This window comes from Pseudomonas medicaginis (assembly GCF_965119365.1).
Lineage (GTDB): Bacteria > Pseudomonadota > Gammaproteobacteria > Pseudomonadales > Pseudomonadaceae > Aquipseudomonas.
The window spans coordinates 316515-331133 of record NZ_OZ221631.1; the positions used below are offsets into that span (position 1 = coordinate 316515).

13 protein-coding genes are annotated in these 14619 nt (G+C 63.7%); 5 read left to right on the plus strand and 8 right to left on the minus strand.

Annotated features, from left to right (window positions below; translation table 11 throughout):
• Window positions 1–138: 138 nt before the first annotated feature.
• From trkA to def, 4 genes are all read right to left on the minus strand, one after another.
• A complete protein-coding gene (trkA, locus tag ACMTA2_RS01450; protein ID WP_413793417.1) occupies window positions 139–1512 on the minus strand; it encodes a Trk system potassium transporter TrkA in 1374 nt (457 codons plus the stop codon).
• A 24-nt stretch (window positions 1513–1536) separates the two neighbouring features.
• Window positions 1537–2847 (minus strand): 16S rRNA (cytosine(967)-C(5))-methyltransferase RsmB, encoded by a 1311-nt coding sequence (gene rsmB / locus ACMTA2_RS01455; RefSeq protein WP_413793418.1) that lies wholly within the window; start codon window positions 2845–2847, stop codon window positions 1537–1539.
• Complete coding sequence (gene fmt, locus ACMTA2_RS01460) at window positions 2844–3803, minus strand: methionyl-tRNA formyltransferase (RefSeq protein ID WP_413793419.1); 960 nt, start codon at window positions 3801–3803, stop codon at window positions 2844–2846. The genes rsmB and fmt overlap by 4 nt, the downstream gene beginning before the upstream one ends.
• A 71-nt stretch (window positions 3804–3874) precedes the next feature.
• Window positions 3875–4381: a peptide deformylase gene (gene def, locus ACMTA2_RS01465; RefSeq protein WP_042731214.1), complete on the minus strand. Its 507-nt coding sequence runs from the start codon at window positions 4379–4381 to the stop codon at window positions 3875–3877.
• Between the two features lie 153 nt (window positions 4382–4534).
• Between def and ACMTA2_RS01470 the strand changes: the two genes are divergently transcribed.
• From ACMTA2_RS01470 to tsaC, 3 genes are all read left to right on the plus strand, one after another.
• Entirely contained in the window at window positions 4535–5560 is a 1026-nt protein-coding gene (locus ACMTA2_RS01470) for a LysM peptidoglycan-binding domain-containing protein (protein ID WP_413793420.1), read from the plus strand.
• Window positions 5561–5640: 80 nt separating this feature from the next.
• Window positions 5641–6735: a DNA-processing protein DprA gene (gene dprA, locus ACMTA2_RS01475; protein ID WP_413793421.1), complete on the plus strand. Its 1095-nt coding sequence runs from the start codon at window positions 5641–5643 to the stop codon at window positions 6733–6735.
• Between the two features lie 61 nt (window positions 6736–6796).
• Entirely contained in the window at window positions 6797–7354 is a 558-nt protein-coding gene (tsaC, locus tag ACMTA2_RS01480) for an L-threonylcarbamoyladenylate synthase type 1 TsaC (RefSeq protein WP_014335849.1), read from the plus strand.
• A gap of 43 nt (window positions 7355–7397) precedes the next feature.
• Here the strand turns inward: tsaC and ACMTA2_RS01485 are convergent, their stop codons facing one another.
• Complete coding sequence (locus ACMTA2_RS01485) at window positions 7398–8375, minus strand: NADPH:quinone reductase (protein WP_413793422.1); 978 nt, start codon at window positions 8373–8375, stop codon at window positions 7398–7400.
• A gap of 164 nt (window positions 8376–8539) precedes the next feature.
• Here ACMTA2_RS01485 and hemF point away from each other — a divergent pair, with 164 nt between their 5' ends.
• Together hemF and aroE are read left to right on the plus strand one after the other, a co-directional pair.
• Window positions 8540–9454, plus strand: a complete 915-nt coding sequence (hemF, locus tag ACMTA2_RS01490) for an oxygen-dependent coproporphyrinogen oxidase (RefSeq protein ID WP_413793423.1) — start codon at window positions 8540–8542, stop codon at window positions 9452–9454.
• A gap of 13 nt (window positions 9455–9467) precedes the next feature.
• Complete coding sequence (gene aroE, locus ACMTA2_RS01495) at window positions 9468–10289, plus strand: shikimate dehydrogenase (RefSeq protein ID WP_413793424.1); 822 nt, start codon at window positions 9468–9470, stop codon at window positions 10287–10289.
• 138 nt (window positions 10290–10427) lie between these two features.
• Here the strand turns inward: aroE and ACMTA2_RS01500 are convergent, their stop codons facing one another.
• From ACMTA2_RS01500 to betC, 3 genes are all read right to left on the minus strand, one after another.
• Window positions 10428–11996 (minus strand): SulP family inorganic anion transporter, encoded by a 1569-nt coding sequence (locus ACMTA2_RS01500; RefSeq protein WP_413793425.1) that lies wholly within the window; start codon window positions 11994–11996, stop codon window positions 10428–10430.
• Window positions 11997–12154: 158 nt separating this feature from the next.
• On the minus strand, window positions 12155–13075 hold the full coding sequence (gene choX / locus ACMTA2_RS01505) for a choline ABC transporter substrate-binding protein (RefSeq protein WP_014335844.1): 921 nt from the start codon (window positions 13073–13075) through the stop codon (window positions 12155–12157).
• A gap of 16 nt (window positions 13076–13091) precedes the next feature.
• Window positions 13092–14606 (minus strand): choline-sulfatase, encoded by a 1515-nt coding sequence (gene betC / locus ACMTA2_RS01510; RefSeq protein ID WP_413793426.1) that lies wholly within the window; start codon window positions 14604–14606, stop codon window positions 13092–13094.
• Window positions 14607–14619: the final 13 nt, after the last annotated feature.

Genomic DNA, 14619 nt, shown 5'->3' on the forward strand with positions numbered 1-14619 from the left:
GGCGACCGATAGGACGCTTTCGCGAGCGGGCTCGCACCCACAGGGGATCGCCATGGCTCACAATTTTGTGAGCGACAGCGAATCTCGTGGGAGCGAGCCTGCTCGCGATGAGGCTTTGGCATCACCGCACATCCAGGGTCAGAAGAAGCTCAACCCCACATGGAACAGTTTCTCGACATCGCGAATGTGTTTCTTGTCCACCAGGAACAGGATCACATGGTCGCCGGTCTGGATGGTGGTGTCGTCGTGGGCGATCAGCACTTGTTCGTCGCGGATGATCGCGCCGATGGTGGTGCCGGGGGGCAGGCCGATGTCGCGGATGGCCTTGCCGATCACTTTGCTGGACTTGGCATCGCCGTGGGCAATGGCCTCGATGGCTTCGGCCGCGCCACGGCGCAGGGAGTGCACGCTGACGATGTCGCCGCGACGCACGTGGGCGAGCAAGGTGCCGATGGTCGCCAGTTGCGGGCTGATGGCGATGTCGATGTCGCCGCCCTGGATTAGGTCGACGTAGGCTGGGTTGTTGATGATGGTCATGACCTTCTTCGCCCCCAGGCGCTTGGCCAGTAGCGAGGACATGATGTTGGCTTCGTCGTCGTTGGTCAGGGCCAGGAAGATGTCGGCGTCGGCGATGTTTTCTTCCAGCAGCAGGTCACGGTCCGAGGCACTGCCTTGCAGCACCACGGTGCTGTCGAGGGTGTCCGAGAGGTAGCGGCAGCGAGCCGGGTTCATCTCGATGATCTTCACCTGGTAACGGCTTTCGATGGCTTCGGCCAGGCGCTCGCCGATCTGCCCGCCACCGGCGATGACGATGCGTTTGTAGTTCTCGTCGAGGCGACGCATTTCGCTCATGACCGCGCGAATGTTCGCCTTGGCGGCGATGAGAAACACCTCGTCGTCGGCCTCGATCACCGTGTCGCCCTGGGGCAGGATCGGCCGGTCACGGCGGAAAATCGCCGCGACCCGGGTTTCCACATTCGGCATGTGCTCGCGCAATTGACGCAGTTGCTGGCCCACCAACGGCCCGCCGTAGTAGGCCTTGACCGCCACCAGTTGCGCCTTGCCCTCGGCAAAGTCGATCACCTGCAAGGCGCCGGGGTGCTCGATCAGGCGCTTGATGTAGTTGGTCACCACCTGCTCGGGGCTGATCAGCACGTCCACGGGGATCGCTTCGTTGTCGAACAGGTCGGCACGGGTCAGGTAGGCCGCTTCGCGCACCCGGGCGATCTTGGTCGGGGTGTGGAACAACGTGTGGGCGACCTGGCAGGCGACCATGTTGGTTTCATCGCTGTTGGTGACGGCCACCAGCATGTCGGCATCGTCGGCACCGGCCTGGCGCAGTACCGTCGGCAACGACCCACGGCCTTGCACGGTGCGGATGTCGAGTCGGTCGCCCAGGTCGCGCAGGCGTTCGCCGTCGGTGTCGACCACGGTGATGTCGTTGGCCTCGCTGGCCAGGTGTTCCGCCAGCGAACCGCCGACCTGCCCTGCACCGAGGATGATGATTTTCATCCAGTCACTCCTATCGAATCGGTTTTAACCGCGTGCGGCGGCTATTTTGATCAACTTGGCGTAGTAGAAACCATCGTGCCCGCCTTCCTGGGCCAGCAACTGGCGACCATGGGGCTGCTTGAGGCCGGCCTGGCTGGCGATGTCCAGTTCCCGGGCGCCCGGAGTGCGGGCGAGGAAGGCCTCGATCACTTCGGTGTTCTCGGTCGGCAAGGTCGAGCAGGTGGCGTAGAGCAGCATGCCGCCCACGTCCAGGGTTGGCCATAGGGCATCGAGCAGTTCACCTTGCAACACGGCCAATGCAGCGATGTCGTCCGGCTGGCGGGTGAGCTTGATGTCCGGGTGCCGACGGATTACGCCGGTGGCCGAGCACGGCGCGTCCAGGAGGATGCGCTGGAACGGCTTGCCGTCCCACCAGGTCGCGGTGTCGCGGCCATCGGCGGCGATCAGTTCGGCGTCCAGGCCCAGGCGTTCGAGGTTTTCTTTCACCCGTACCAAACGCTTGGCTTCCAGGTCCACCGCCACCACGCCGGCCAGTTTCGGCTCGACCTCGAGGATGTGACAGGTCTTGCCGCCCGGCGCGCAGCAGGCGTCCAGCACCCGTTGCCCGGGCGCCAGCTCCAGCAGGTCGGCGGCCAGTTGCGCGGCTTCGTCCTGGACGCTGATCCAGCCCTCGGCGAAACCCGGCAGCGCGCGTACGTCACCTGGGGTTTCGAGCACGATGCCGTCGCGGCTGTACTGGCACGGGATGGCCGGGATGCCTGCCTCGCCCAGCAACGCCAGGTAGGCGTCGCGGGTATGGTGGCGACGGTTGACCCGCAGGATCATCGGCGGATGGGCATTGTTGGCCGCGCAGATCGCTTCCCATTGCTCGGGCCAGAAAGCCTTCAGGGATTTCTGCAACCAGCGCGGGTGGGCGGTGCGCACCACCGGGTCGTGTTCGAGTTCGGCCAGCAGGGCTTCGCTCTCCCGCTGGGCGCGGCGCAGCACGGCATTGAGCAGGGCCTTGGCCCAGGGCTTTTTCAGCTTGTCGGCGCAGCCCACGGTTTCGCCAATGGCGGCGTGGGCCGGGACGCGGGTGTAGAGCAGTTGGTAGAGCCCCACCAGCAGCAGCGCTTGGACGTCGGCATCGGCAGCCTTGAACGGCTTCTGCAACAGCTTGGCCGCCAGGGCCGACAACCGTGGCTGCCAACGGGCGGTGCCGAAGGCCAGGTCCTGGGTGAAGCCGCGGTCACGGTCGTCGACCTTGTCCAATTGCGTCGGCAGGGAACTGTTCAGCGAGGCTTTCCCACCGAGGACAGCGGCCAGGGCCTTCGCGGCGGCCAGACGCGGGTTCATGAGGCGTCCGCCGCTTGGCCCAGAAGGGTGCCGACGGCAAATTTCTCACGGCGGCTGTTGAACAAGTCGCTGAAGTTCAGCGCCTTGCCACCGGGCAATTGCAGACGTGTCAGGCACAGCGCCTGCTCACCGCAGGCGACGACGAGACCGTCCTTGCTGGCGCCGAGGATTTCACCGGGTGCGCCCTTCCCTTCGGCGTAACTGGCCGACAGCACTTTCAGGGCTTCGCCGTTCAAGGTGCTGTGGCAGATCGGCCACGGATTGAAGGCGCGCACCAGGCGCTCCAGCTCGACGGCCGGGCGGCTCCAGTCGATGCGGGCCTCGTCCTTGTTCAACTTGTGGGCGTAAGTGGCCAGGCTGTCATCCTGCACTTCACCTTCCAGCGTGCCGGCAGCCAGGCCGGCAATGGCCTCGACCACGGCCGGCGGGCCGATGAGCGCAAGGCGGTCGTGCAGGCTGCCGCCGGTGTCTTCGGCGCTGATGGGGGTGCTGACCTTGAGCAGCATCGGCCCGGTGTCCAGGCCGGCTTCCATGCGCATCACGGTCACGCCGCTCATCGCGTCGCCCGCTTCCACGGCGCGCTGGATCGGCGCCGCACCGCGCCAGCGCGGCAGCAGCGAGGCGTGGCTGTTGATGCAACCCAGGCGAGGGATGTCCAGCACCACTTGGGGCAGGATCAGGCCGTAGGCGACCACCACCATCAAGTCCGGCTGCAGCGCCGCCAGTTCGGCCTGGGCTTGGGCATCACGCAGGGTCGGCGGCTGCAACACCTCGATGCCGTGCTCCAGGGCCAGCTGCTTGACCGGGCTGGGCATCAGTTTTTGCCCGCGACCGGCCGGCCGGTCCGGCTGGGTGTAGACCGCAACGATGTCGTGGGGGCTGGCCAGCAGGGCCTTGAGATGTTCGGCGGCAAATTCGGGAGTGCCGGCAAAGACGATGCGCAGGGGCTCAGTCATGGGAAGCTCTCAATTACAAAGCAGTCGCAAAAAGAAAAAGGCTTGCCGCGGCAAGCCTTTGAAGGGGGGCATCAAGCATTCTGGCGATGAAGTTTTTCCAGTTTTTTCTTGATCCGGTCACGCTTGAGCGTAGACAGGTAATCCACGAACAGCTTGCCGTTGAGGTGGTCGCACTCGTGCTGGATGCACACCGCCAGCAAGCCTTCGGCGATCAGTTCATAAGGCTGGCCGTCACGGTCCAGGGCCTTGATCTTGACTTTCTGCGGGCGGTCGACGTTTTCGTAGAAACCCGGTACCGAGAGGCAGCCTTCCTGGTATTGCTCCATCTCGTCGGTCAGGGTTTCGAACTCGGGGTTGATGAACACCCGCGGCTCGCTGCGGTCTTCGGAAAGGTCCATCACGACGATACGCTTGTGCACGTTGACCTGGGTCGCGGCGAGGCCGATGCCTGGCGCCTCATACATTGTTTCAAACATGTCATCGACCAACTGACGCACTTCGTCGTCCACTACGGCCACCGGTTTGGCGATCGTGCGCAGGCGCGGGTCCGGAAATTCGAGAATGTTCAAAATGGCCATAAGCTTGATAAATGCACGTGTGAAGTAAAGTCGGGTGGCTGGCCTGGCGTGTCTTGGGATGCAGGCTACCGTTGTAAAACGTAGCTCCTCACGGAGCGAGCCACGGGAGCTCTGGCGTTTTACGCGAACGCACATAATAAAGGGATTCACCGCATGAGGAAATCACTACTCGCCCTGCTGCTCCTGGCCTCGGCCGGTATCGCGCATGGGCAAGTGCAACTTCGGGAAGGTTTTCCCCAGCAATACACAGTGGTGACGGGGGACACACTGTGGGACATTTCCGGCAAATACCTGCGCGAGCCGTGGAAATGGCCCGAACTCTGGCAGGCCAACCCGCAGATCGAAAACCCCAACCTGATCTATCCGGGCGATACCCTGTCGCTGGTCTACGTCAACGGCCAGCCGCGCCTGACCCTCAATCGCGGCGCCTCGCGGGGCACCATCAAGCTGTCACCGCGCATTCGCAGTTCGCCAGTGGCCGACGCCATCCCGAGCATTCCACTGCAAGCCATCAACAGTTTCCTGCTGAGCAACCGCATCGTCGACACGCCTGAGGATTTCAACAAGGCCCCCTACGTCGTCGCCGGCAATGCCGAGCGTGTGCTCAGCGGCATGGGGGACCGGGTCTTTGCCCGCGGCACCTTCGACTCGAACCAGTCGGCCTACGGCATCTTTCGCCAGGGCAAGGTCTACACCGACCCCGAGACCAAGGAATTCTTGGGCATCAACGCCGACGATATCGGCGGCGGCGAAGTGGTCGCCACCGAGGGTGATGTCACCACCCTGGCCCTGCAACGCACCACCCAGGAAGTGCGCCTGGGTGATCGCCTGTTCAGCGGCGAAGAGCGCTCGATCAACTCGACCTTCATGCCCAGCGCGCCGAAATCGGACATCAACGGGCTGATCCTCGACGTGCCTCGGGGCGTGACCCAGATCGGCGCGCTTGACGTGGTCACCCTGAACAAGGGCCGTCGCGACGGGCTGGTCGAAGGCAACGTGCTGGCGGTGATGAAGACCGGTGAAACCGTGCGTGACCGCATCACCGGCGAACCGGTGAAAATCCCCGATGAGCGGGCCGGCCTGCTGATGGTGTTCCGCACTTACGACAAGCTCAGCTACGGTCTGGTGCTGTACGCCTCACGCTCGTTGTCGGTGCTCGACAAGGTCCGTAATCCTTAACGGGTCTCACAAGTTACCAACAGAGTTATCCACAGCTTGTTCCCGTTTGAACGGGGCTTGTAACGGTCAAGGATGATCGCATGTCATTACCTGAATCTGCTCCGGTTTCCCCTGCGGAACTGGAGGCCCGGCTACGCCTTCACCGCTTGCCGGAGCTGGGACCCAAGCGCTTCATGAACCTGATGGAGGCCTTCGGCTCGGCCTCCAAGGCCATCAGTGCACCGGCCAGCGCCTGGCGAGCGCTGGGCCTGCCCGTGGCCTGCGCCGAGGCACGGCGCAACCCGGATGTGCGTGACGGCGCCGCCCATGCATTGGCCTGGCTTGAGCGTGCGGGCCAGCATTTACTGATGTGGGACCAGCCCGACTACCCGGCGTTGCTGGCGCAGATCAGCGACGCGCCGCCGCTGCTGTTCGCCGCCGGCGACGCCTCGATCCTGGAAAAACCCCAGTTGGCGATGGTCGGCAGCCGCCGGGCATCACGGCCGGGCATGGACACTGCGGCAGCGTTTTCCCGCAGCCTGGCCGGGGCCGGTTTTGTCATCACCAGCGGCCTGGCCCTGGGCATCGACGCGGCGGCCCATCAGGCGGCGCTGGACGCTGGCGGACGCACCGTCGGGGTGCTGGGCACCGGCCTGGAAAATTTTTATCCACAGCGCAATCGTCGGCTGGCGGACGCGATGATTGCCCAGGGCAGTGCGGTGCTGTCGGAGTTCCCGTTGGACGCGCCGCCCCATGCCAGCAACTTTCCGCGCCGCAACCGGATCATCAGTGGCTTGTCCCTGGGGGTGCTGGTGGTGGAGGCCAGTGTCGCCAGCGGCTCGTTGATCACCGCACGACTGGCCGCGGAACAGGGGCGCGAGGTCTATGCGATTCCCGGCTCCATCCATCACCCCGGCGCCCGCGGCTGTCATCAGCTGATCCGTGACGGTGCGGCGTTGGTCGAGACCGTCGAGCACATCCTCGAGGCGTTGCGCGGCTGGCAGCGCTTACCCGTGGTCGCACAGCCCACGCCGGTCACTCATCCGCTGCTGCGCCTGCTCCACGCCGCACCACTGAGTAGCGAGGCGCTGGCCGATGCCAGTGGCTGGGGCCTGCCCAAGGTGCTGGCGGCGCTGACCGAGCTGGAAATGGAGGGCCGCGCCATCTGCGACAGCGGACGGTGGTTTGCCCGCTAGGTTTTATGTGCAAGATCGGTAAACTGCCCACAGCCTTATTTGCGTTGCGGGAGAATCTTTCATGGTCAACAGTTGGCGTGTGCAACAAGCCGCGCGAGAAATTCGCGCCGGGGCGGTGATTGCCTATCCAACCGAAGCGGTCTGGGGCCTGGGCTGCGATCCGTGGAACGAGGAAGCGGTGGAGCGCCTGTTGGCGATCAAGTCGCGGCTGCCCGACAAAGGCCTGATCCTGGTGGCGGACAACATTCACCAGTTCGACTTTCTGTTCGAGGACTTCCCGGAAACCTGGATGGACCGCATGGCCAGCACCTGGCCGGGGCCCAACACTTGGCTGGTGCCACACCAGAACCTGCTGCCGGAATGGATCACCGGCGTGCACGACACCGTCGCGCTGCGAGTCAGCGATCACCCCACCGTGCGCGACCTGTGCTCGCTGGTGGGCCCGCTGGTGTCCACCTCGGCCAACCCCCAGGGCCGCCCGGCGGCGCGCACGCGGATTCGTGTCGAGCAGTATTTCCGCGGGCAGATCGATCTGGTGCTCGGCGGCAACCTGGGCGGGCGCAAGAACCCCAGCGTGATTCGCGACTTGGCGACCGGCAAGGTCGTGCGCCCGGACTAGGTCTTTGTGGTGAGGTAAGGGAGCCCCCACAAAAGCTGTTGGCTTATGGCAGGAGGATGGTCGATCCCGTCGTCCGCCGCGCCGACAGTTCGGTCTGGGCCTTGGCCGCTTCGGCCAGTGGATAACGCTGGTTGATGTCCACCGTGAGCTTGCCGCTGGCGATCATCCCAAACAGCTCATCCGCCATGCGCTGCAGGTTTTCGGCGTTGTTGGCGTACGTCGCCAGGGTCGGTCGGGTGACGTACAGCGAGCCCTTGGCCGAGAGAATCCCCAGGTTCACACCGTCCACCGCACCCGAGGCATTGCCGAAGCTCACCACCAGGCCACGGGGGGCGACGCTGTCCAGCGACGTCAACCAAGTGTCCTTGCCAACCCCGTCGTACACCACGGGCACCTTCTTGCCGTCAGTCAGTTCCAGCACTCGCTGTGCGACGTTTTCCTTGCTGTAGTCGATGGTTTCCCAAGCGCCGTGGGATTTGGCGATGGCGGCCTTTTCCGGCGAGCTGACGGTGCCGATCAGCTTCACACCCAAGGCCTTGGCCCACTGGCAGGCCAGGGAACCCACGCCACCGGCGGCGGCGTGGAACAGGATGGTTTCGCCGCCCTTGAGCTCATAGGTCTGGCGTAGCAGATACTGCACGGTCAGGCCCTTGAGCATCACACCGGCGGCCTGTTCGAAACTGATGGAGTCCGGCAGGTGCACCAGGTTGGCTTCGGGCAACACATGCACATCGCTGTAGGCCCCCAGCGGGCCGCTGCCGTACGCCACCCGGTCGCCGACCTTGAACCGCGTGACGTCCAAGCCGACCGCCTCGACCACGCCCGCGCCCTCGGCACCCAGGCCCGAAGGCAGCGCCGGCGGCGAATACAGACCGCTGCGGTAGTAGGTGTCGATGAAATTCAGGCCGATCGCCTTGTTGCTGACGCGCACCTGCTGCGGGCCCGGCTCGGCCGGCTGGTAGTCGATGTACTCGAGCACTTCGGGACCGCCGTGGGAACTGAACTGGATACGTTTGGCCATCTTCACTTTCTCCTTGTCGCAGGGCTTTTTACCAAGCCTGCTATCGGACTCCTAAGCTTGACCGTCGTCAACTGTGGCGTGGGCAAGTGGGGTGGTATCCTGTGCGCCCATTTGCCACCGGCCCGCTATACGCCGCGTAGCGTAGCCCTGATCAAGGTGATGTCATGTCCACCCGCACCGAGGCCGTGAAAGCCTACCTGCTCGACCTGCAAGACCGAATCTGCGCCGCCCTGGAAACCGAGGACGGCGGCACGCGCTTTGTCGAAGATGCCTGGACCCGGCCGGCCGGGGGCGGCGGTCGCACGCGGGTGATCGAGAACGGCACGGTGATCGAAAAGGGCGGCGTCAACTTTTCCCACGTCTTCGGCAGCGGTCTCCCCCCCTCAGCCAGTGCCCATCGACCAGAACTGGCCGGTCGCGGCTTCGAAGCCTTGGGCGTGTCGCTGGTGATTCACCCGCACAATCCCCACGTGCCGACCTCCCACGCCAACGTGCGCTTCTTCATCGCCGAAAAGGAAGGCGAAGAAGCCGTCTGGTGGTTCGGTGGTGGTTTCGACCTGACGCCTTATTACGGCGTGGAGGAAGATTGCGTGCATTGGCACCGCGTCGCCGAGCAGGCCTGCGCGCCGTTCGGCCCCGACGTGTACCCGCGCTACAAGGCTTGGTGCGACAGCTACTTCCACCTCAAGCATCGCAACGAACCCCGGGGCATCGGCGGCCTGTTTTTCGACGACCTGAACGAGTGGGATTTCGACACCTGCTTCGCCTTCATCCGCGCCATCGGCGACGCCTACATCGACGCCTACCTGCCGATCGTGCGCCGCCGCAAGCACGATGCGTTCACCGCCCAGCAACGGGAATTCCAGGAGTTTCGCCGTGGGCGCTACGTGGAATTCAACCTGGTCTACGACCGTGGCACCCTGTTCGGGCTGCAATCGGGCGGGCGTACCGAATCGATCCTTATGTCCCTGCCGCCACAAGTGCGCTGGGGATATGACTGGAAAGCCGAGCCGGGCAGCGAAGAAGCGCGGCTGACGGAGTACTTCCTGCAGGATCGCGATTGGCTGGCGACGGCCTGAACGAGGATTGTCCATGGACCGCTACGTTGTAATGGGTAACCCGATCGGCCACAGCAAGTCGCCGTTGATCCATCGCCTGTTTGCCGAGCAGACGGGGCAGACCCTGGACTACAGCACGCTGCTGGCACCCCTGGAGGATTTCTCCGGTTGCGCCCGGGCATTTTTCCGCGAGGGGCGTGGGGCGAATGTCACGGTGCCGTTCAAGGAAGACGCCTTCCGCCTGGCCGACACCCTGACCGAACGAGCCCAGCGGGCCGGGGCGGTCAACACGTTGAGCAAACTGGCCGACGGTCTCCTGTTGGGGGACAACACCGACGGCGCCGGGCTGGTCCGGGACCTGACCGTCAATGCCGGCTTCAGCCTCAAGGGCAAGCGCATCCTGTTGCTGGGCGCCGGTGGCGCGGTGCGCGGTGCCCTGGAACCGTTGCTCGCCGAAGCGCCGGCCTCGGTGATCATCGCCAATCGCACGGTGGAAAAAGCCGAACGGCTGGCCGAGTTGTTCGCCGACCTGGGCCCGGTCTCGGCCAGTGGGTTCGACTGGCTGCAAGAGCCGGTGGACCTGATCATCAACGCCACGTCCGCGAGCCTGTCAGGGGATGTACCGCCGATTGCCGCGAGCCTGATCGAGCCCGGCAAGACGTTCTGCTACGACATGATGTACGGCAAGGAACCGACCTCATTCTGCCGTTGGGCCAGCGAACACGGGGCGGCGGTGGCGATGGATGGCCTGGGCATGCTCGCCGAGCAGGCGGGCGAAGCCTTCTACCTGTGGCGTGGGGTGCGCCCGGATACCGCGCCGGTGCTGGCCGAGTTGCGCCGCCAGCTCGCGCTGTAGGCTTCAGGCTGTTGTGGCGAGGGGATTTATCCCCGTTGGACTGCGAAGCAGTCCCAAAAAAGCAGGGCCGCTTCGCGTCCCAACGGGGATAAATCCCCTCGCCACAGGTATGTGTCTGCCTCAAGTCCCCTACAGTTTTTAATCCTCGAAGTGAATCGGGCACTTCTGCGCCCCCTCCAGCTTCAACAACTCCTCGACCACCTGGGGCCGGGCTTGGCGCAAGGTCAGGCTTCGGCCCTGGCTGCGCAGGCGCCGGGCTTCCTGGTGGAGCATTTCCACCCCGGAATAATCGATGAAGTTGATCTGCTGGGCCTCGATAACCACCCGCTGCGCCTGCAACCGTTGCAGGCGCACTTGCAGGTAATGGCTGGCGCCAAAAAAGATCGAGCCCCCCACCCGCAGGATCTCTGCCTCCCCCTCGCGAACGTGCTGCACCCGCGGCTGTGAGGTGCGCTTGAGGTAGAAGAACAGCGAGGCCAGCACCCCTGCGTAGATCGCGGTTTGCAGCTCCAGCAGCAGCGTGGCCAGGCAGGTCAGGCTCATCACCATGAATTCGGCGCGGCTCACCCGGAACAGCGCCCGGATACCCCGGTGGTCCACCAGCCCCCAGGCGATCAACAAGATGCTGCCGGCCATGGCCGGAATCGGGATATGCGCGATCAGTCTCGCCCCGGCGACGGCAAACAACGCCACCCACAAGGCCGAGAACACCCCGGCGAGAGGCGAGCAGGCCCCGGCTTCATAGCTGAGGCCGGAGCGGGTAAAGGAACCGGCCGACAACGATCCGGAGAAGAATCCGCCAACGATGTTGGAAAGCCCTTGCGCCCTCACCTCTTGATTCGCATCGAGCAATTGCCCGGAACGTACCGACAACGAGCGGGCGATGGACAAGCTGGTGACCAACCCGAGCATGCCCACCGCGACGGCCCCGGGCAGCAGGCGCAGGATCAGTTCCAGGTCCAGCGGCAGCAGCGTGAACGGCGGCAGGCGCCCGGTGAAGGCGCTGACCAGCGCCACATGCCCGAACATCGCCGGCCATAACCAGGCCACCAGGCTGCTGATGACCAAAGTGATCAACAGGCTCGGCCAGCGCGGCAGCAAGCGCTTGAGCACGACGCCCAGCATCAGCGTGCCCACCCCCAACAGCAGCGAGGGTTTATCCACAGCCCCGAGGTGGTCGACCAGCATCAGCAGGCCCCTCAGCGCCGTCGCCTCATTCGGCAGGTCGAGGCCCAGCAGGTTCGGCAACTGCCCCAGGGCGATGACCACCGCCGCGCCCAGGGTGAAACCCAGCACCACCGAGTGCGAGACGAAATTCACCAAAGCACCGAAACGCAGCAAGCCCAGCAACCATTGGAAGATACCCGCCAGCACCGTCAGCAGCAGGATCAAGGTGATGTAGTCCTGGCTGGCAGGCACGGCCAAAGGGCTGACGGTGGCGTACAGGACGATGGAAATCGCCGCCGTGGGACCGCAAATCAGGTGCCAGGAGGAGCCCCAAAGGCAGGCGATCAGTACCGGTACGATTGCCGCATACAAACCGTACTCGGGGGGTAAACCGGCAATCAGGGCGTAGGCGATGGACTGCGGCAACGCGAGAATCGCGCCGCTCAGGCCGACGATCAGGTCTCGACCGACACTGGCGCGGGTCTGCCGGGGCAGCCAGCTCAGGAAAGGCAAGAGTGAATGGCGCGTGGGGAATGCCATGGGGCCTCAAGGATGGGGTTTGGCGCAAGAGTATCAGGACAAGGCACTGCTCTCATTGTGGCGAGGGGATTTATGTGGGAGCAAAGCTTGCTCCCACATAAATTGCCTCGTGACCGTGCTCCGCGCCCTCAGAAAGAACACGCAAAACAGCGGGGCTGTCAGAGCTTGGCCTTCACCGCCGCCAACGCATCCTTGCCATCCAGGGTCTTCACGCCGTCCAGCCATTTATCCAGCACCGCCGGGTTGGCCTTGATCCAGGCCTTGGCCGCATCGGCATTGCTGACCTTGTTGTTCACCACCTCAGCCATGATGCTGTTTTCCATCTCCTGGGTGAAACTCAGGTTGGTCAGCAGTTTGCCCACGTTCGGGCAGGCCTGTGCATAACCCTTGCGGGTCAGGGTGTAGACACTGCCTGTGTCGCCGAAGTATTTCTCGCCGCCCTTGAGGTAGTGCATTTTCAATTGCACGTTCATCGGGTGCGGTGTCCAGCCCAGGAAGGTCACGAACTTCTGTTTTTTCACCGCCCGGGAGACTTCCGCCAGCATCGCCTGCTCGCTGGACTCCACCAGTTTCCACTCGCCCATGCCGAAGTCATTGGTCTTGATGATTTCTTTCAGGGAGAGGTTGGCCGGGGCGCCGGAACCAATGCCATAAATCTTCTTATCGAACTTGTCGGCGAACTTGTTCAAATCGGCAAAGTTATGCACACCCGCGTCCCAGACGTAATCCGGGACCGCCAGGGTGAACTCGGTGCCGTCCAGGTTCTTGGCCAGTTGCGTGACGTCGCCATTGGCCACGAACTTGTCATAAAAACCCTGCTGCGCCGGCATCCAGTTACCCAGGAACACATCCACCTGGCCGTCCTTGAGGCCACCGAAGGTGATCGGCACCGCGAGGGTGTCGACCTTGGCCTTGTAGCCCATCCCGTCCAGCAGGAAACCGGTGATGGCATTGGTCGCGGCGATGTCGCTCCAGCCCGGATCGGCCATCTTCACGGTTTCGCAGCTTTGCTCGGCCCAAGCCGAAACACTGCTCAATGCCAACAGCCCGGCGGTCAGTACTGTGGATAACTTTTGCATGTGCGTGCCCCTTACGTTATTGGTTTTGGCAGGGTTGTGGATAACGGGCCTTGCGCTCCAGATCGTCGAGGTCGATGTGGTTACGCATGTACTGCTGGCTGGCGTCCACCAGCGGCTGGTGGTCCCAGCTCTTGAGTTTGCCCAGGGTCAGCGCCTGGGCGACGAAACGGCGGCGTCGCTGGCTGGCGAGCACCTGTTGGTGAATCGTCGGAATATCCCACTTGGCGCGGGCTTCGGCGAGAAAATCGGCGAAAACGGATTGATGCTCCGCAGATCGGCTGAGATCTTCCAGTTCCTTCGGATCGTTGCGTACGTCGAACAGCAGGCAAGGGTCATCTTCGCTGTAGATGAATTTCCACGGGCCACGACGAATCATCATCAAGGGGCTGATGGTGCCTTCGGCCATGTATTCGCCGAAGACTTCATCATGCCCGCCCTGCCCTTGCAGGTGCGGCACCAACGAGCGACCGTCCAGCGGCAAGCCCGGCTCCAGCGTACCGCCGGCCAGTTCCACCAGGGTCGGCAGCAAGTCGGCAGTGGACACGGCCGCGCCCACCCGGCCGCTGGCGAACTGCCCCGGTGCGCTGATCAACAACGGCACGCGGGCGGCCATTTCGAACCAGTGCATTTTGTACCAGAGGCCCTTTTCGCCGAGCATGTCCCCATGATCACCGGAGAACACGATGATCGTGTCGTCCAGCAGACCGGTGTCTTCCAGGGTCTGCAGCAGCTTGCCGACGTTGCTGTCGATGTAGCTGCACGCGCCGAAATAGGCGCGGCGGGCATCACGAATCTTATCCACAGGCAGTGGCTTGTCCCACAGGTCATAGACCTTCAGCAGCCGCTGGGCATGGGGGTCGAGGTCTGTTTGCGCCGGGGTCTGTGGCAAAGGGATGTCGTTGTCGTCATACAGATCCCAAAATGCCTTGGGAATCGTGTACGGGTCGTGTGGGTGGGTCATCGACACGGTGAGGCAAAACGGCTGGTCACCGTCCTCGCGGATATGGTCAAACAGGTACTGCTGGGCCTTGAACACCACCTCTTCATCGAAATCCAGCTGGTTGGTGCGCACGCAAGGGCCGGCCTGTAGCACCGACGACATGTTGTGGTACCAGCTCGGCCGCACGTCCGGCTCGTCCCAGTTCACTGCCCACCCGTAATCGGCCGGATAAATGTCGCTGGTCAGGCGCTCTTCGTAGCCGTGCAGTTGGTCAGGGCCGCAAAAGTGCATCTTGCCGGACAATGCCGTGCGGTAGCCGAGGCGGCGCAGGTAATGGGCGTAGGTCGGCACGTCTGCGGGAAAGTCCGCGGCGTTGTCGTACGCGCCGATCTTGCTCGGCAACTGGCCGCTCACCAGGGTAAACCGCGACGGCGCACACAGCGGGCTGTTGCAATAGGCGGCGTCGAACACCACGCCCTCGTCGGCCAGGCGCGACAGGTTCGGCAGCTTGATCGGCGAAGGACCGTAGATCGGCAACATTGGCGCGGCCATTTGATCGGCCATGATGAAAAGAATGTTCTTGCGCTTCATGTATTCGCGGCAT

Coding starts and splice junctions, on each gene's coding strand:
- betC (WP_413793426.1), bottom strand. CDS start 14,606: ATGAAGCGCAAGAACATTCTTTTCATCATGGCCGATCAAATGGCCGCG.
- hemF (WP_413793423.1), top strand. CDS start 8,540: ATGTCCACCCGCACCGAGGCCGTGAAAGCCTACCTGCTCGACCTGCAA.
- trkA (WP_413793417.1), bottom strand. CDS start 1,512: ATGAAAATCATCATCCTCGGTGCAGGGCAGGTCGGCGGTTCGCTGGCG.
- ACMTA2_RS01500 (WP_413793425.1), bottom strand. CDS start 11,996: ATGGCATTCCCCACGCGCCATTCACTCTTGCCTTTCCTGAGCTGGCTG.
- dprA (WP_413793421.1), top strand. CDS start 5,641: ATGTCATTACCTGAATCTGCTCCGGTTTCCCCTGCGGAACTGGAGGCC.
- ACMTA2_RS01485 (WP_413793422.1), bottom strand. CDS start 8,375: ATGGCCAAACGTATCCAGTTCAGTTCCCACGGCGGTCCCGAAGTGCTC.
- aroE (WP_413793424.1), top strand. CDS start 9,468: ATGGACCGCTACGTTGTAATGGGTAACCCGATCGGCCACAGCAAGTCG.
- fmt (WP_413793419.1), bottom strand. CDS start 3,803: ATGACTGAGCCCCTGCGCATCGTCTTTGCCGGCACTCCCGAATTTGCC.
- choX (WP_014335844.1), bottom strand. CDS start 13,075: ATGCAAAAGTTATCCACAGTACTGACCGCCGGGCTGTTGGCATTGAGC.
- rsmB (WP_413793418.1), bottom strand. CDS start 2,847: ATGAACCCGCGTCTGGCCGCCGCGAAGGCCCTGGCCGCTGTCCTCGGT.
- tsaC (WP_014335849.1), top strand. CDS start 6,797: ATGGTCAACAGTTGGCGTGTGCAACAAGCCGCGCGAGAAATTCGCGCC.
- ACMTA2_RS01470 (WP_413793420.1), top strand. CDS start 4,535: ATGAGGAAATCACTACTCGCCCTGCTGCTCCTGGCCTCGGCCGGTATC.
- def (WP_042731214.1), bottom strand. CDS start 4,381: ATGGCCATTTTGAACATTCTCGAATTTCCGGACCCGCGCCTGCGCACG.